This is a genomic window from Limnohabitans sp. 103DPR2 (genome assembly GCF_001412575.1).
GTDB lineage: Bacteria > Pseudomonadota > Gammaproteobacteria > Burkholderiales > Burkholderiaceae_C > Limnohabitans_A.
Map to the genome: position 1 here is coordinate 2,155,272 of NZ_CP011834.1, position 17,634 is coordinate 2,172,905.

The 17,634-nt window shown below is 54.1% G+C and carries 15 protein-coding genes, 1 other RNA gene and 1 riboswitch; of the genes, 7 read left to right on the forward strand and 9 right to left on the reverse strand.

Features of this window, described 5'->3' with window-relative positions; translation table 11 throughout:
• The first annotated feature begins 145 nt into the window (after positions 1-145).
• The gene (gene mfd / locus L103DPR2_RS10370) at positions 146-3,640 is read left to right on the forward strand and encodes a transcription-repair coupling factor (RefSeq protein WP_055361023.1); all 3,495 of its coding nucleotides are present in this window, start codon (positions 146-148) and stop codon (positions 3,638-3,640) included.
• 3 nt (positions 3,641-3,643) lie between these two features.
• The gene (serB, locus tag L103DPR2_RS10375; protein WP_055361024.1) at positions 3,644-4,363 is read left to right on the forward strand and encodes a phosphoserine phosphatase SerB; all 720 of its coding nucleotides are present in this window, start codon (positions 3,644-3,646) and stop codon (positions 4,361-4,363) included.
• Between the two features lie 8 nt (positions 4,364-4,371).
• On the opposite strand, the gene L103DPR2_RS10380 is transcribed toward serB, so the two are convergent.
• From L103DPR2_RS10380 to L103DPR2_RS10390, 3 genes are read right to left on the reverse strand one after another with little or no spacing between them, the layout of a single operon-like run.
• Positions 4,372-5,958, reverse strand: coding sequence for an alkaline phosphatase D family protein (locus L103DPR2_RS10380; RefSeq protein WP_055361981.1), 1,587 nt, complete (start codon positions 5,956-5,958; stop codon positions 4,372-4,374).
• Between the two features lie 34 nt (positions 5,959-5,992).
• A complete protein-coding gene (locus L103DPR2_RS10385) occupies positions 5,993-6,802 on the reverse strand; it encodes an alpha/beta fold hydrolase (RefSeq protein WP_082466891.1) in 810 nt (269 codons plus the stop codon).
• Positions 6,803-6,807: 5 nt separating this feature from the next.
• Positions 6,808-8,010 (reverse strand): aminotransferase-like domain-containing protein, encoded by a 1,203-nt coding sequence (locus tag L103DPR2_RS10390; RefSeq protein WP_197274946.1) that lies wholly within the window; start codon positions 8,008-8,010, stop codon positions 6,808-6,810.
• A gap of 109 nt (positions 8,011-8,119) precedes the next feature.
• On the opposite strand from L103DPR2_RS10390, the gene nth reads away from it, so the two are divergent.
• Positions 8,120-8,758, forward strand: coding sequence for an endonuclease III (gene nth, locus L103DPR2_RS10395; RefSeq protein ID WP_055361982.1), 639 nt, complete (start codon positions 8,120-8,122; stop codon positions 8,756-8,758).
• Here nth and L103DPR2_RS10400 read toward each other — a convergent pair.
• Genes L103DPR2_RS10400 through L103DPR2_RS10425 form a run of 6 tightly spaced genes read right to left on the reverse strand, consistent with a single transcriptional unit; the run spans position 8,755 to position 15,651 of the window.
• Complete coding sequence (locus tag L103DPR2_RS10400; protein WP_055361027.1) at positions 8,755-10,230, reverse strand: cobyric acid synthase; 1,476 nt, start codon at positions 10,228-10,230, stop codon at positions 8,755-8,757. The two genes, nth and L103DPR2_RS10400, sit on opposite strands and share 4 nt — an antisense overlap.
• A 35-nt stretch (positions 10,231-10,265) precedes the next feature.
• On the reverse strand, positions 10,266-11,039 hold the full coding sequence (locus L103DPR2_RS10405; RefSeq protein WP_055361028.1) for an ABC transporter ATP-binding protein: 774 nt from the start codon (positions 11,037-11,039) through the stop codon (positions 10,266-10,268).
• Positions 11,036-12,049: a FecCD family ABC transporter permease gene (locus L103DPR2_RS10410; RefSeq protein ID WP_055361029.1), complete on the reverse strand. Its 1,014-nt coding sequence runs from the start codon at positions 12,047-12,049 to the stop codon at positions 11,036-11,038. Before L103DPR2_RS10410 ends, L103DPR2_RS10405 begins: the two co-directional genes overlap by 4 nt.
• Positions 12,046-12,966, reverse strand: coding sequence for an ABC transporter substrate-binding protein (locus L103DPR2_RS10415; protein ID WP_055361983.1), 921 nt, complete (start codon positions 12,964-12,966; stop codon positions 12,046-12,048). Before L103DPR2_RS10415 ends, L103DPR2_RS10410 begins: the two co-directional genes overlap by 4 nt.
• Positions 12,959-13,762, reverse strand: a complete 804-nt coding sequence (locus L103DPR2_RS10420; protein ID WP_055361030.1) for an ABC transporter substrate-binding protein — start codon at positions 13,760-13,762, stop codon at positions 12,959-12,961. Before L103DPR2_RS10420 ends, L103DPR2_RS10415 begins: the two co-directional genes overlap by 8 nt.
• Before the next feature lie 5 nt (positions 13,763-13,767).
• Positions 13,768-15,651, reverse strand: coding sequence for a TonB-dependent receptor domain-containing protein (locus L103DPR2_RS10425; RefSeq protein ID WP_055361031.1), 1,884 nt, complete (start codon positions 15,649-15,651; stop codon positions 13,768-13,770).
• Between the two features lie 66 nt (positions 15,652-15,717).
• Positions 15,718-15,958, reverse strand: a riboswitch (cobalamin riboswitch).
• Positions 15,959-16,008: 50 nt separating this feature from the next.
• On the opposite strand from L103DPR2_RS10425, the gene L103DPR2_RS10430 reads away from it, so the two are divergent.
• The 4 genes from L103DPR2_RS10430 to L103DPR2_RS10440 all read left to right on the forward strand — a co-directional run bounded on the left by L103DPR2_RS10430 (position 16,009) and on the right by L103DPR2_RS10440 (position 17,630).
• Complete coding sequence (locus L103DPR2_RS10430) at positions 16,009-16,230, forward strand: hypothetical protein (protein WP_055361984.1); 222 nt, start codon at positions 16,009-16,011, stop codon at positions 16,228-16,230.
• Positions 16,227-16,571, forward strand: a complete 345-nt coding sequence (locus L103DPR2_RS10435) for a cell division protein ZapA (RefSeq protein WP_055361032.1) — start codon at positions 16,227-16,229, stop codon at positions 16,569-16,571. The genes L103DPR2_RS10430 and L103DPR2_RS10435 overlap by 4 nt, the downstream gene beginning before the upstream one ends.
• A 36-nt stretch (positions 16,572-16,607) precedes the next feature.
• Positions 16,608-16,787: non-coding RNA, 6S RNA (ssrS, locus tag L103DPR2_RS14550), on the forward strand.
• A 27-nt stretch (positions 16,788-16,814) separates the two neighbouring features.
• Entirely contained in the window at positions 16,815-17,630 is an 816-nt protein-coding gene (locus L103DPR2_RS10440) for a sulfite exporter TauE/SafE family protein (protein WP_055361033.1), read from the forward strand.
• Positions 17,631-17,634 lie beyond the last annotated feature (4 nt).

Below are 17,634 nucleotides of genomic sequence, written 5' to 3' on the forward strand. Positions count from 1 at the left end.
TTGAAGGACTTCAAGCAGATTTGGAGACTTTCAAGGACTTTTTAGCAGCAAGCTGCGTCAACACAACAAGCCCTCTTAAAATACGAACCAAGTTTTATTCACACCCCCCTCCATCTCGGCGGGGGGTGTTTGCCATTGGTGTTTCATGCAATTACCCGCGCTGAGCTTAGGAAAACGCTTTACCCTGCCCCGCCCCATCGGCTCGGCAGATGCTGTGCTGTTGGCCCAACTGGCCGAACGAGAGAAAGCACAAGGCCGCCTGACGGCCGTGGTGACATCGGATGCGGCCGACACACAAAGGCTGATGGACGAGGTGGCCTTCTTTGCACCGGGCCTTCGCATTGCCATTTTTCCCGACTGGGAAACATTGCCCTACGACACCTTCTCGCCCCACCAAGATCTGATCAGCGAACGTTTGGCCACCTTGTGGCGCATCAGTCAGCGCGACAAAGCCGAAGGGGCCGACTTGGTGTTCATCCCGGCCACCACAGCCTTGTACCGCTTGGCACCACCTTCGTTTTTGGCGGGCTACACCTTTCAATTCAAAACCAAACAAAAGCTGGACGAAGCCAAGCTCAAGTCGCAGCTCACTTTGGCCGGTTACAGCCACGTTAGCCAAGTGGTGAGCCCGGGCGAATATGCCGTGCGCGGTGGCCTGATTGATTTGTTCCCCATGGGCTCTCAGGTGCCCTACCGTGTCGATTTGTTTGACAACGAAATTGACTCCATTCGCACCTTCGACCCCGACACACAGCGCAGCTTGTACCCCGTACCCGAAGTGCGTTTGCTGCCGGGTCGAGAGTTCCCCATGGACGAAGCCGCGCGCGCCAAGTTTCGCAGCCGATGGCGCGAATTGCTAGAAGGCGACCCCACCAAAAGCCGCATCTACAAAGACATGGGCAATGGCGTCGCCACGGCCGGCATTGAATATTATTTGCCGCTGTTCTTTGAAGAAACCGCCACGGTATTTGACTATCTGGGTGCAGGCACGGACATGCCGGCCACCTTGGTCTTGCTCGGCGATTTAGAGCCTGCCTTTCAACGTTTTTGGCAAGACACCAAAGACCGCTATCGATTGGTGCAAGGCGACCCAGAACGGCCAGCCTTACCACCCGAAGCATTGTTCTTATCGGCTGAGCAGTTCTACACAGGCACTCACCAGCATGCGCAATTGGCGCTCAGGCAAGGTGCAGATGCCGGCGCAGACAACACACTGGCGCAAGCCCTGCCCGACCTCACGGTGGTACGCGGTGCGGAAGAACCTTTGGCCAAACTTCAAGCGCACATTCGAAGCACACCCCATCGCGTCTTGATTCTGGCCGAGAGCGCTGGCAGACGAGAAAGTTTGCTCGACTTTTTGCGAACTGGCGGCGTCAGCCCTCCGGCCTTTGATGATCTGCAAGAATTTCAAGCCAGTGACGAAAAAATAGGCATTGCCACGGCCGCCTTGAATGCTGGTTTCCACTGGTTTGAAGCAGGCATTGATTTGGTCACAGAGACCGAATTGTTTGCAGCAGGTGTCACCACGCGTCGCCGTAAAAAACAAGAACAAGTCAGCGATGTTGAAGCGCTGATCAAAGATTTGTCCGAGCTCAACGTGGGCGACCCTGTGGTGCACAACGCCCACGGCATTGGCCGCTACCGCGGTTTGGTGAACATGGACTTGGGTGAGAAGAACCCAGACGGCACGCCCGCCTTGCAAGAGTTTTTGCATTTGGAATACGCCGACAAAGCCACGCTGTATGTGCCCGTCAGCCAATTGCAATTGATTGGCCGTTACACCGGTGTGAGTGCCGATGAAGCGCCGCTGCACCGTTTGGGCAGTGGTCAGTGGGAAAAGGCCAAACGAAAAGCGGCCGAGCAAGTGCGAGACTCCGCCGCAGAACTGCTCAACATCTACGCGCGCCGCGCAGCGCGCGAAGGCCATCCCTTCAGATACAGCCCACAAGACTACGAAGTCTTTGCCAATGACTTTGGTTTCAGCGAAACAGCCGACCAAAACGCCGCAATTCATGCCGTGATTCAAGACATGATCAGCCCCCGCCCCATGGACCGTTTGGTTTGTGGCGATGTGGGCTTTGGCAAAACCGAGGTGGCCTTGCGCGCAGCCTTTGTGGCCGTGACGGGTGGCAAGCAAGTGGCAATTCTGGCGCCCACCACCTTGCTGGCCGAGCAACATTTCCAGACACTGAAAGATCGCTTTTCAAAATGGCCCGTGAAGGTGGCCGAGGTGTCGCGCTTTCGCTCGACCAAAGAGGTGAATGAGGCGCTCAAAGGTTTGGCCGATGGCACCGTGGACATTGTGGTGGGCACACACAAACTGCTGAGTGAATCGACCAAGTTCAAGAACTTGGGGCTGCTGGTGATTGACGAAGAACACCGCTTTGGTGTGCGTCACAAAGAGGCCATGAAGGCCATGCGCGCTGAAGTGGATGTGCTGACCCTGACGGCTACGCCCATTCCGCGCACCTTGGGCATGGCACTAGAAGGCATTCGTGATTTGAGCGTGATTGCCACGGCGCCGCAACGCCGCTTGGCCATCAAAACCTTTGTGCGCAATGAAGGCACCGGGGTGATCCGCGAGGCCGTTTTGCGCGAATTGAAACGCGGTGGTCAGGTTTACTTCTTGCACAACGAAGTTGAGACGATCGAGAACCGCCGTCAAAAGCTGGAAGAGATATTGCCGGAAGCACGCATTGCAGTGGCCCACGGCCAAATGCCCGAGCGCGACTTGGAAAAAGTCATGCGCGACTTTGTGGCGCAGCGCTACAACATCTTGCTCTGCTCCACCATCATTGAAACCGGCATTGATGTGCCCACCGCCAACACCATTGTGATTTCGCGCGCCGACAAATTTGGCCTGGCGCAGTTGCACCAATTGCGCGGCCGTGTGGGACGCAGTCACCACCAGGCCTATGCTTATTTGATGGTGCCTGACATGGATGGCCTCACCAAACAGGCGTCGCAGCGCTTAGACGCCATCCAACAAATGGAAGAGCTGGGCAGCGGTTTTTACTTGGCCATGCACGATTTGGAAATTCGCGGTGCCGGTGAAGTGTTGGGTGAAAACCAAAGCGGCAACATGATGGAGATTGGCTTTCAGCTTTACAACGAAATGTTGAACGAAGCGGTTCGTTGCTTGAAGGCTGGCAAGGAACCCGATTTGCTCAGCCCCTTGTCTGCCGCCACCGACATCAATTTGCACGCCCCTGCCCTGCTACCCAATGACTACTGCGGCGATGTGCATTTGCGTTTGTCGTTCTACAAGAAATTGGCCACAGCCAAAACGACCGACCAAATCGATGGCCTGTTGGAAGAAATTGTCGATCGCTTTGGCAAGCTGCCACCGCAAGCTCAAACCCTGATGGATGTGCATCGTTTGCGCGTCATGAGCGTGCCTTATGGCGTGGTCAAGGTAGACGCCACACCCAACGTGATTGTGATCAGCTTCAAACCCAATCCACCCATTGAGCCGATGCGCATCATTGAGTTGATTCAAAAGAACAAGCACATTCAATTGGCCGGCAACGACAAGTTGCGAATTGAACGTGAGCTGCCCGATCCAAAAGCACGAGCCCAGATGGTGCGAGACATTTTGAGGTCATTGGGACAACCTAAAATTGAGACAGTGGAAGGATAAAGAATGAGCAACACCCCATCACTTCAGGGCATGACTCTGAAGGGCTTCACACCGCCCTTGCAACTGAGCCATTTCAAATTGATTGCCTTTGACATGGACTCCACCCTCATCAACATTGAATGTGTGGACGAGATTGCCGATGCCGCAGGGCGCAAAGCAGAAGTGGCGGCCATCACCGAAGCCGCCATGCGCGGCGAAATTACCGATTACAAAGACAGTTTGCGCAAGCGGGTGGCCTTGCTCAAAGGCGTGACCGTGGCGCACATGGAAGAGGTTTTGAACAACCGACTGCAATTGAACCCTGGTGCAGAAAAACTGGTGAAGGCTTGCCAAGCTGCAGGCATGAAAGTGCTGTTGGTTTCAGGGGGCTTTACGTTCTTCACTGACCATGTGCGTGACCGACTTGGCATCAACTGGACACGGTCCAATGTGTTGGAAGTGGTGAATGGCGAGTTGACCGGCCGCATGGTGGACCAAGACTGGGGCGACATTTGCGACGGCGAAGAAAAGCGCAAGATGTTGTTGCAAACCTGTGCGCAAATGGGCATTGCGCCTTCTCAAGCCATTGCCATGGGCGATGGTGCCAACGACTTGCCCATGATGGGTGTGGCGGGCTTGTCGGTGGCCTATCACGCCAAGCCCAAGGTGCGTGAGCAAGCCATGGTGGCCATTGAAGAAGGCGGCTTGGACCGTTTGCTGGAAGTGTTTGAAAAAGCTGCGTAAGCTGCGGCTTAAGCTTTGCGGTGAACCTGAGGCACCCCCGCCTCTACCTCAAACTTGGCCAAGGTTTCAATCTTAGTTTGGGGTTGACGCACATCGTCGACCACGCGCAATTCGGTTTGAATTTGCTTGGGCGTGAACTCCACCACACCGTAGCCTTTGCGCTCGCTGTCGGCAAAAATGAAGTGAGGATTTTCAGCCAAACGCTCTGCCAATTTGGCGTTGCCAGCAGAGCGCGCCGTGATACCAGCACCACAAAACTCCACCCCCAATTTGGCACTGTCGTCCTTATTGGCATCAGCCATGACATGACCTACCCAGTTTTCGTGCACATCGCCGCCAATGAGAACAGGATTCTTTAAAGCATTGTTTTGCATGGACTGCGTCATGCGTAGGCGGGCCGCTGCATAGCCATCCCAGCCATCGTTCCACAAATACTGTCCAGCGCCTTGCCTGTAATCACGCCGGCCAAACAGCGTCTGTTGGGCAAGGACATTCCATACGCGTTGATCGCTACGCGCGTTGGCAAAGGATTGATGGAGCCACTGCTCTTGCGAGGAACCCAGCAGGGTTCTTTGTGGGTTGAGCCATTCTTCGCATTGGGCTGGATCGACCCAACCCGAGCCAAATCCCAAGCCTTTGTTGCAGACTTGCCGATCGCGGTATTGTCGATCGTCGAGCAAATAAATGTTGGCCAATTTGCCGTAAGCCACTTGACCATAAATGCGCATTTCAGCCCCGCGCGCCAAACCTTCAAGCGAGCGCGTGAGTGCACTGGCACGCAGCGGCATGTGCTCGTAAAACGCTTGATAAGCTTGGGCACGCTGCGCCTCAAAATCAATCGTGATGTTGCCACTGAAACCTCGCACCAAACCTGCGTAGTCGTTGGACACTTCGTGGTCGTCCCATGTGACAAGCCATGGGCATTGGGCGTGCATGGCTTGCAAACTCTTTTCACTTTTGTGCAGCGCATACCGATTGCGGTAATCCGACAAACTGGTCACCCAACCGCCAGTGGGCAAGCGCACTGGATTGGCGGCTGCCGCGTATTCGTAGATATAGTCACCCAAGAACAAGACCATGTCGAGGTTTTCTTGGGCCATGTGCTCGTAAGCACTGAAGTAGCCGTGCTCCCAACGCTGGCAGGACGCATAAGCCACACGGAGTTTTGGCACCATGGCTTCGGGGTGTGGCAAGGTTCGGGTGCGTCCGATGGCGCTTTGTGCATTGCCAAATTGAAAGCGGTAGAAATACCAACGATCGCTCTGCAAGCCTTCTAACTCTAGATGAACCGAGTGGGCCAATGCTGCCAAGGCCATCACCTGCCCTGTGCGGCGGTTGAGTTTGAAGTGTTCGTCATCGGCCACTTCCCAAGTGACCGAAACATCCCCCAACGCCAAAGGCAATGTGCCGCTGCCGCCTTCGGGCATGAGGCGTGTCCACAACACCACCGAGTGGTGATTGGGGGAACCGCTGGCCACACCTAAACTGAATGGATTGTGCTTGAGAGGTGCCTGCGCAGAGGACACTGCATAGGTGAGTGGCGCAGCAGCGGCAACCGACCACCTGAGCCAGTCTCGCCTTGAATATGAATTCAAAAAGGATGCAGAAGATGTATCGGATTTTTTCAAATCAACCCAACCATTCTTTCAGCAATTCATTGAATTGTTCTGGCTTGTTGCTCATCACCCAGTGACCTGTGTCAAAGCCTTCAACCCTGGAGCCGGGGTGTGCCGCAATTTTTTCAAGCCACCGCTCTGAGTGAAACATGAAGGGCTTGCGTTTGCCGTAGATGTACAACATGGGCCGTGCTGTTGGCAAAATTTTGAGCGCGTTGCAAGCCAACTCAAAACCTTCCAAGGTGCCCATCCACTTCATGGCATAGGGGACGTTCATGCCCACATGCATGTCCCCTAATGGGCTGGGGCAACGCAAAGCTTTGGCCATGTAACGTGTCATGCGATTCGCCAATGGGCGTCCCATAGCACCAAAGATGTTGACCAGTTGCCAAGCCAAGGCCAACCAAATTTGATAACTGAACACGCCCCACTTGGCCTTGCCACTTAAAGAGGCATGAAGCGCTTTTGAGTTGTGGTCGCCAACATCCACAGCCACCATGCGATGGACGCGGTTGGGATGAACGGCAGCGTACTCGTAACCAAAAACACAACCCCAATCGTGCAAGACCAAGGTGACTGGCTGGTCGGGGCTCACAGCATTGACAACGTCGTTGATGAAGCTGACCATTTCGATCAGCGACTTGGGGGCCACCGGCGCATTGGCATCAAATGCTGGCAATGTGAAGCGCACGCAGCGATGTGTGTCGCGAAGGGCTAAAACCGTGTCATTCCAAAGCGCCAGCGTGTCGGGCCAGCCATGCAACATCAGCAATGTGTCGGGGCCATTGCCTTCAATGTGAATGTCGACGCCTTGAATGTTCATGGGCATCAATGGGACGACGCCATGGCTTGTTTCAAACGCGCCACACCTTCCAAGATTTTGTCTTCGCCCACGGTGGCAAAACTCAAACGCAAGGTGCTGTGGTCTGGGTTTTGACAATAGAACGGTGCGCCAGGTACAAAGGCCACGCCTTGGTCGATGGCCATTTTGGCAAAGGTGTTGCCATCATTCACGTTGCCATTGGCACCCGTGAGATGGGCCCACACAAACAAGCCGCCTTGTGGCTGTACAAATGAAATGGCGTTGCCCAAATCTTTGCGAAGTGCATCGCACATGGTTTGCGCGCGATCCGCATACACTTTGCGCACTTTGTCCAAGGTGGCAGGCATGCGGCCTGTTTTGAGGTAGTGCGCGGCTGTGGCTTGTGCAAACGTACTGGTATGCGCATCACTGAATTGCTTGCACATGACCGCGCGACTTAAAAGCTCAGAAGGCGCAATCATCCAACCCACGCGCAGGCCAGGGCTGAGTACTTTGGACAAGGAGCCGCAGTGCACCAACCAATCTCGGCTACCAGGCACCTGTGCACTTAGGGCCAACAAACTGGGCGGTGGTGCCTCGTTGAAATACAAATCGCCGTAGGGGTCGTCTTCCACCATCAGGGTTTGGTATTTGACGGCCAGCTCTAACAACTTTTTGCGACGCGCCAAACTGAGCAAGGCACCGGTCGGGTTGCCAAATGTGGGGATGACATACACAAACTTCGGGCGATGTTCGGCAATGAGTTTTTCCAATGCAACGGTGTCGACACCTTCGCCATCGACCGGTGCAGAAACGAGCTCGGCACCATACAACCTGAAGCACTGAATGGTGGCCAAAAATGTGGGGCCTTCCACAATCACTTTGTCGCCAGGGCTGATCATGGTTTTGCCAAGCAAGTCGAGTGCTTGCTGGCTGCCAGTGGTCACGATCAATTGATCGGCGGCCAAACCAGTCGCGCCCTTTTGTGCCATGAAGTGCGCCAACTGCTCGCGCAGGGGGCCGTAGCCTTCGGTTGCGCCATATTGCAATGCAGCACCGGGTTCTTGAGACAAGGCTTGCGACGAAGCTTCGCGAATGCCTTCAACGTCAAACATGGCGCTGTCGGGGAAGCCACCGGCAAAGCTGATGATGCCGGGCTTGCCCAGAAGTTTGAACAACTCCCGAATGGCGGAGGTCTCGACATTGTTCAAACGATCGGCAAATTGCAAGGACATGGTGTATCTTCCACAAAACTCTTTGATAACAAAACAGCTGGCAAGCGACTATTCTGACTTGAAATCACAAGTCAGCAGCCTCATTCAGCTGATATTTTCTCTCATGAACGCACACAACATCGAACTCTTTTTTCATACGTTGAAAGAGGCCAATCCACTGCCCACCACCGAGCTGGCCTACACCTCGGTGTTTGAGTTGCTCACAGCCGTCCTTTTGTCTGCACAGGCCACTGATGTGAGCGTGAACAAAGCCACGCGCAAATTGTTTCCAGTGGCCAACACCCCGCAAGCCATCTTGGCACTGGGCCAGGAGGGCCTTGAAAGTTACATCAAGACAATCGGCCTGTATCGCAACAAGGCCAGCAATTTGCTGAAAACCTGCCAAATTTTGATGGACCAGTACCAAGGCGAGATCCCCCGTTCACGCGACGCACTAGAGTCCTTGCCAGGGGTGGGCCGCAAAACCGCCAACGTGGTGCTGAATGTGGCCTTTGGTGAACCCACCATGGCCGTTGACACGCACATTTTCAGATTGGGCAACCGAACTGGCTTGGCGCCGGGCAAAACCCCATTGGCCGTGGAATTGAAATTATTGAAACGCATTCCGCCAAAGTATTTGGTCGATGCACACCACTGGCTCATTCTCCATGGCCGCTACGTCTGCCAAGCACGCAAACCTTTGTGCCATCAATGCGCGGTGTCGGCTTATTGCGATTACAAGCCCAAAACAACAGCTTCTTAATTTGAAGGTCTCAACAGCTTGCGCAAAGTGGGCGCGCCAATGTGCTGCTCGATGTAATCCGCCAAGCCTTCGAAGACCGTTTCGAGTGTGGCGGCTTGCATGCCAAACAGCGCCTGCATCACGGCAGGCTCTTCCAACATGCCATGCAAGTAAGTTCCCAAAATATTGCCTGCCCTGTTTTGCCAGGCCAATTGGTGCATGACTTCATTCGCTACATTACCCTGAGCGGCCATGGCCGTATGCGCTTTGGTTTGGCCGTGGTGAATTTCATACCCACGAACCTTAACCCCCGAGAGGGCTGACCACAGACCGCTCACATTGGTGAATTCAGCTTGCGTACGCAAGACTGTTTTTTGGGCTGCAAATTGAGTGACCAGGGGCAACAAACCAAGGCCCGGTGCGTTGCCGTCGATGCCGTGTTCGTCTATTAAGGCCTCGCCCAACATTTGCAAGCCGCCACAGATGCCAAGCACTGCACCGCCTTGCTGGGCGTGCTTGACGATAACGGCATCCAAGCCTTGTTGACGTAACCATTTCAAATCGCTACTGGTATGTTTAGAGCCAGGCAGAACCATCCAGTCGTGCAATGTCAAAGCAGCCAAATCGGCAGGACTGCGAACCCACTGTAATCGCAGACCTGGCACATTTTTGAGCGCTTGAAATTCGTCCAAATTGCTGATGCGCGGATATGCAATGACCGCCACTGTTTGTGTGATCTTGCCTACGGCACGACTGCGATCATCAAACACACCATCTTCTTCTGGTAAGCCATGCTGCCACCACATGGGTAAAACGCCCAAAGTAGGTACACCTGTTAACGCTTGAAGCATCTCTGGCGCTGGTGACAACAGGCTTGCATCGCCACGAAACTTGTTCAGCACAAACCCTTGAATGCGAGCTTGATCATCTGGCGGCAACAAGGCCCATGTGCCATACAAATGTGCAAAGGCACCGCCCTTGTCGATGTCGGTTACCAATAAGCAGGCGGCCTGGGCATGACGCGCCACACGCAAGTTCACAATGTCGCTGTCCATGAGGTTAATTTCAGCGGGTGAGCCGGCACCTTCAATGACCACCACATCGTTTTCAGCACACAGCGCATCCAATGAAGCAGCAATGTGCGGCCATACTTTTTCACTGCGTTCGCGCCATGGTGTTTGAGACAGGGCTTGATTGACCTCCCCCAACAACACAACCTGGCTGTGCGTGTCAGCTTCAGGCTTGAGCAACAAGGGGTTCATGCGCACATCAGGCACAGCTTTGGCAGCCAACGCCTGGAAGTATTGCGCAGAGCCCACCTCTCCCAGGCCATTGACCGAGGCCACCACGCGCGCGTTGTTGCTCATATTTTGCGCCTTGAAAGGCGCTACTTTCAGACCCTGTCGTGCATACCACCGGCACAGTGCAGTGGTTAACCAACTTTTGCCAGCACCGCTGGACGTTCCCAAGACCATCACGCAGTGTGCTGTCATGTCATTGTTCCTAGTCCTAATCCTTGTTACACCCGTCAAATCTTGGGGATGGCCACCCATTGGCCTTCCAACTTGTGAATGGCAATTCGATGCTCGAACACCGCCTCTACCGCACGATGGGTGGCAGGATCTGCGCATTCCCCTTGGTGCACCACGCGCCCCGCTTGCATGACCACCATGTCGTCCGCATGCAAAGCCATGCCCACTTCATGAAGCACACTGACCACGGTTGTATGTTGGGAGGTCAAACATTGGACTTGCTCTAACCAATCGGCTTGATGCGGAGGATCTAAATTGGCCAGCGGCTCGTCCATCAGCAACACTTTCGCCTGCACTGCCAGCGCACGCGCAAGCAACACGCGTTGGCGCTCCCCTCCAGAAAGTTGCCCCAATGATCGGGCGCGCCAGTCCCAGGCCTGAGTGGCACGCAGGGCCGTTTCGACCACCTCATGGTCTTGTGCACTGGGTGCAGCCAACCAATCTTGATGAGGTATGCGTCCCAGCATGACCACGTCCCAAACGGACAGGTCGTCCGACGCTGCTTCGCTTTGACCCAACCAAGACAAATGCTGCGCACGCTGCTTGTGCGGCACCGATGTCAGATCTCGCTCGGACAAAAACACTTTACCAGAATAAGGCAACAAGCCCGCCAGCGCTTTCATCAAACTGGATTTCCCAGCGCCATTGGGCCCCACAATGCTGGTCCATCGGCCGGTTCGGATGCTTAACTCAATGCCTCTGAGAACGGGATGGCCCGACAAGCTCAAATGCAAATCTCGGGTTCGCAATGCGGTCGACTGAATGGTCATGACGCATCACCTCTTTGCGGTTGGCGGTACATCAGCCACAACAAATAACCACCGCCCAAAACAGCCGTCAACACGCCCACGGGCATTTCTTGGGGGGACAACAGCATGCGCGCCAACAAATCGGCCATCAACAACAAAACGCCGCCCATCAAAGCAGACAGCAAGACCATCCAGTTGTAGGGCGTTTTCACAACCGAGCGCACCAAATGCGGTGCAGCCAAACCCACAAACGCAATCAAGCCAGTTTGCGCCACAGCGGTGCCCGTCGCCAATGCAAGGACAGCAATCAAACCCATGCGCGTGACGGCCAAAGGCACACCCAAACTCATTGCAGTGGCCTCGCCCAAACTCAAGGCATCAAGGACACGACTGAACACAAAGGCCACCACCAAGCAAAACACAAGTATGGCCAGCATCAACAAGCAAGCGTTCCAACCAATGAAACTGGTTGAGCCCAGCAGAAAGCCCTGCATGCCTTGCAGAACATCCGGTCGCATGAGTGTAATCAGAGATGCCATGGCGCCCAACACAACCCCCACAATGACGCCCGCCAACAGCAATCGCAAAGTGTGTTGAACGCCGCGAGCCAGCAAAAGCGTCAACAACACTGCAAAGACAGCACCCAAAAATGCAGCGCCTGTTAGACCCAAGCGCCCCAAAAATTCTGAGGTGAAGGGATTGCTGCCAAACAAAGCCATGGCCACGGCCACCCCAAGAGAAGCACCTGCAGCACTGCCCAACAAATAAGGATCGGCCAAGGGGTTGCGAAACAAACCTTGCGCCAAGGCGCCCGCCAAACCAAGCAATGCGCCTGCGGCATAAGCGCCCAAGGATCTTGGTAAGCGAATATCCCACACAATTTGGAAGGCCGTGGGGTCTTGCCAAATGTTCAACCAGCTTTCAAGCCCTGTGCTACCAATGGCGCTGCCGATGGCAACGCCCAACAGGCACAAAAGGGTCAACACCAAGGCCAACCATTGCACTGCAGATTGAGGTTTGAGCGAACTCATGAAGGTGAGCCTTTTTTGGCGCTGACATCCATCATGCATTGCGCCATTAAGCGTGCAGCTTCTGCCATTCTTGGGCCCGCTCGCACCAGCATGTCGGCGTCTTCTTTCTTGAAATTGCAGATGCGTTTACCTTGCATGGCACGCAAATTCTGCCATCCTGGACGCGTCGCCATGTCTGCAATATTATTCTCGCTCACCATGATGATGTCAGGCTGCGCACGCACCACATACTCCGGATTGATTTTGGGGAAAGGCCCCAAATGACCAGGCAAGATGTTGCGAGCGCCCAAGCGCAACAAAGTTTCGCCAATGAAGGAAGATTCGCTGGCACCATAAGGCGCACTGCTAACCTCAAAATAAACACGTTGACCTTTGGATTGTGCTGGCATGGCCTGCGCCGCAGCACTCACCGCCGCATCAATGTGACGCCATACGCGATCACTTTCTTGCGGCGGCAAACCCAGCACATTGGCAACTACACCCAATACACGCTGCACATCGGCATGCGACTTGGGCTCCAATGAGACGACCGTCAACCCCAAAGCGGTTAGGCGGTCTGCGCCTCTGGCAGAGGTGGCCATCAACACCACATCGGGTTTTGCAGCGACCACGCTTTCAATGTTGGGATCAATGCCGCCGCCCATGCGCGGCAATTTGCCAATGCTTTGAGGCCAATTGGAGTAACGGTCAACGCCCACCAACTTTTGGCATTCGCCCAAAGCGCAAACGGTCTCTGTCAAAGAAGGTAACAAGCTGACAATGCGTTGAGGCGGCTTGACGATGGTGACTTCAATTTGGCGGTCATCGCGAACGGTCAAGGCATTGGCTTCATGAAACCCGAAGGCCCACATCAACAGCAATACAAGCACCAGGCTGGAGGGGCGCCTTGAATGAAGTTCAAGCTGAAGTTCAAGCATGTGCATGCTCCCAAGTCTGGAAAATTTTTACCAGCTGGCCAACACCATCCGTCAATGCAGCAGGTCCCGGTTGCAAAATATCAGCCGACTTGATTTCAAAAATTTGGCGGTTGAGAACAGCGGGAACAGATTGCCAGCCCTCCCGTTCAAGGACCTTTTCGGGTCTAAATTTTTTGCCGCATAAAGAGCCAATGATGATGTCAGGTGCTCGCTCAATGATGGTTTGACTTTCAGCAATGATTCGGTCCTTGCCCATGGGCATCAGGGCCAGTTCGGGAAAACAATCATCGCCTCCGGCTAACTGAATCAGTTCAGAAACCCAACGGATACAACTGATGTGAGGGACATCCCATTCTTCAAAATAAACTTTAGGACGCCGTTTAAAGGATTTGGCATTCGCTTGAATTTGCATCAAATCATCTTGCATTTTCTGCAAGATTTGAAGACCGCGCTCCGCTTGTCCCACCGTGGCTGCGACCTGGTACAGCATTGAAAAAATTTCATCAACGCTTCTCTGATTGAAGATGGTGACCTGAATGCCTTGCCGAATTAACAAAGCTGCAATGTCTGCCTGTAGATCAGAAAAACCAAACACACAATCTGGTTTGAGTGCCAAAATCTTATCGATCTTGGCACTCAAGAAGGCACTCACCTTGGGTTTCTCATCCCTGGCCCGACGAGGTCGCACGGTGTAACCTGAAATGCCCACAATGCGCGCCTCTTCGCCCAGCATATAAAGCCACTCGGTGGCCTCCTCTGTCAAGCAAACAATTCGCTGTGGGCACAGGTTCTGCATGGCCGTTATTTGGGTTGATATTGCAAAGTGATAAACAGTCCTCGACCGGGTGTGTTGTAACCTCCCGCCAATTCATATTTCTTGTCCAATGCATTTTCCAATTTGGCGCGCAGCATCAATGATTCGCTCAATCGACGGCTGACATACAAATCCAGTGTGGCATATCCCGCCAACATGGGCGAGCCTGCATAACTGAAGTCTGAACGCGATGAAGAAGCATTCATTTTCAAACCAATGTCATAAGCGTTCCAGCCGCGCGACACATCCAAAGAACCATACTGCTTGGCACGTCGGCCTGGCAAAAATCCACCCGTCACATTCCAAGGATCTTGAAGCACCAAAGCACCTTTGACTTGGTTGCCCCAGATTTGTGAGCGAGTGCTCAACTCCAGACCTTTGTTGCTCATTTCACCCGTATTTTGCGGCTTGTATTGGCTGTCGTAGGCAATGGTGTTTTGCGTCTGAGTTTGAAAATAGACCACACGCATCAAGGCATTGCTCACGTTGTAGACCAAACCCAACTCTTCGGCGCGGTGAGTCTCAGGCTGCAAATTAGGATTGCCGTAGGCTCCTACCAAATCATTTGCAGCGGGGGCTCTGAAGCCGGTTGACAGCGTGGAAGTCAAACGCCATTCAGGTGACAACTGGTAGCCAGCACCCAGCAAATGATTGTGGTTCACATAGTTTTTCTGCAAGCTTGATGCGCTGCTGTTGCGGTCCACTGTCAGTTCATCGCGGCGCACATTGGCCTGAAAATTCCAGCGGTTGATTTGTGTGGTGACGCCAGCAAACACCGCTTGCGAGTCACGCTTCATGTCATACACAGTGCGCTGATTGAAAGCCTCATTGGCGCGGTCAATGCCCACATTCAAAAGTGTCGTATCTTGCAACGCATAGGTACTGGCCAAGCGCAGCACATCTTGGCGCCCCTCATACCGTGCATTGGTGGCCACGGTGCCGTTCTTGATGGCTTCATACGCAAAATGCGTTTGCGCCAGATCAACATCCATCGTCCATTGATCAGAGAATCGCTTGTTCGCAAAGACACCCACCGAGTCTGATTTAATCTGAAACTGATTCGTATCAGTTTTGAGCCCCGACCAGCTGTTGTCTGTGTCATAGTCTGTTCTAGAAGTCTTGGCATTGGCTCTGAGTCCAAGGCGCAAGCTTGCATCCATTTTTTGACTCACGCTGGCTGCGACGTACTGGTCACGGGTGCCGTCGCGGTCAGGGTTCACAGTGGCATTTTTAGCGGGATTCATGGCTGAAAAGCCCACAGACTCAGAAGCGCCAGCATTCACATCAAACGTAATGTCGTTCACTTTACCGCCATAGCCTGCAGTCAACTCACTTGTTTGGCGAGAACCCATCATGGCTGTCCCGTAGGCTTTGGGTTCGCCAGCACCTGCACGCGTGGTCACATTGATCACGCCGCCAATGGCTGCCTCGCCGTACAAAGCGCCTGCATTGCCACGCAATATCTCTACCCGCTCAATTTGAGACAAGGGCACATGGGTCATCGTCAAAGCACCAATGCCATCGGTCTGAGATCGAACGCCGTCAATCATGAGCACGACGTTCTTGCTTTCTTGACCGCGCAAGAAAAACGAAGTGGTTGATCCAGGTCCACCCGACCTACCGAACTCAAAGCCAGCTTCTCCGCGCAACAAATCTGCCAAGCTTGCAGCTTGGGACTTGTCGATGTCCTGACGCGTGATCACAGACACCGAGGCAAGCACCTCCGACAAAGGCTGCGCCATTCGTGTGGCAGAGATCACCACGGGGTTAATTTCTAGGACTTGCGCTTGAACTTGAACGGCAACGGCCAAAGCGATCAAGGACAAAGCAGGCGCAGAGGCAATGCGGCCAAAAGATTTGGAATTTTTCATAAATAAAAGCTCGAAATATGTTCTCACCGCCTTCCCCGACAGTGCATGAACGTAAGGCTCCCCCAGGGGAGAACCACCTTGTTGGCCGGTATCCGGGCTAAGCAGATCGACCTCCATCACCTTCCCAAATGCCTGTTTCAGGGCACTCAGTGGCGATTGATGAAAGCGGGGCTTTGAAAAAGCCCGTCTGCTGACCGTTGCGGGGGCAGCGCAGGTGGAGTTAACCCCGAGGGGGATGGCTCTCCTGCTTCCCGTTGAACTGAAACTTGCGAACCAAGTCTCGAGCACCAACAAAGTACATTGTAAGATGTCACCTTGCACCAAGCCTACAATGCTAGAAATTACAATGGCTCTGACATGACGAACCCCACTACCGTCGACCAGATTGCAGAACGCGTCGAGCACCTCTTGCTCAGGCACGAAGAATTGCAAAAGACCAATGCACTGCTACAGCAGCAGGTGCTGGCAATTTCCCACGAGCGCGACTTGCTCAAGTCCAAGTTGGCCGCTGCCCGTTCTCGCGTAGACGCCCTGATTGAGCGACTGCCCCAAAACACCTCTTCTGACACCGACGCATGAGCACCAAACAGCTTGAAGTTCAAATCATGGGCCAAAGCTACCTGCTGGGCTGCCCAGTGGGGGGAGAAGATCGCCTGTTGGCTGCCGTTGACAAAGTCGACCAAGCCATGTGCAAGGTCCGCGACGCCGGCAAAATCAAAGCGCGTGACCGCATCGCGGTTTTGGCAGCCCTCAATCTGGCCTTTGAACAAGCCGAAGCCCCGCCTCCAGCTGACAAGCAAGCCACCGCTCCTGAAACCACCGAAACCACCTCAGCCCTGAGTGACTCTGATCACGAACGCTTGGGTCAGCTGTTGAAAAAACTGGATCAGGCCCTCCACCAAGATGGTCAACTGATTTAGTCTCACAAGCCCTGCTTTGAGTTAAGCCTACAATCGCGCTGTCTGCAGTGCATGCTGGGCTTTATATTTCCTTGAACCAATGCTCTTAGAGCCCGGGCTTGGTACATTGTCTGGTGAGCGTGATCGTCTCGCGTCAGATGAACCCAACGCCAGTCTGCCCTCGCCCACCTGAACCCCGGTTCAGGATGCCGGTCCAGTGGCACTTGCAGACACCTTATTCAAACATTTCTCAAAGCCCTTCTTATGTTTTTAGAACCTACCCTCATCGCAGAACTGGCCGCATTGGGACTGGTCACTGGCTTTTTGGCGGGGCTGTTGGGCATTGGCGGCGGCATGGTCATGGTGCCCTTTCTCACCCTCATGCTGGGTAACCAAGGGGTTAGCGCCGATTTGGCCGTCAAGATGGCCATTGCCACCTCCATGGCCACCATCATCTTCACCTCCATCTCCAGTGTCCGTGCGCACAACAAAAAAGGTGCTGTGCGTTGGGATCTGGTCAAAGGACTGGCCCCGGGCATTGTGATGGGCAGCTTCTTGGCCAGCATGGGTGCTTTTGCTGCCCTCAAGGGTTCTTATTTGGCGCTGTTTTTTGCGCTGTTTGTCGGCTTCTCTGCCACTCAAATGTTCTTGGACAAAAAACCAGCCCCCAATCGCCAAGTGCCAGGCACGCCCGGCTTGTTAGGCGCTGGTGGTGTCATTGGCTTTTTGTCGGGCATGGTAGGTGCCGGCGGCGGTTTTGTCAGCGTGCCCTTCATGACTTGGTGCAACGTGGCCATTCACAATGCCGTGGCCACCAGCTCAGCATTGGGCTTCCCCATTGCTTTGGCCAATGTCATTGGCTATGTGGTTGCAGGACAAGACGTTCCCAATTTGCCTGAGCACAGTTTTGGTTATTTGTGGCTGCCAGGTTTGGTGGTCATTGCCAGCTGCAGCGTGTTCATGGCCCCCATGGGTGCAAGTGCGGCGCACAAACTTCCTGTTAAACAATTGAAGCGCACATTTGCATTCGTGCTGTATTTGCTGGCCGCTTACATGCTGTACAAAGGTTTTACGGCCTAAATCA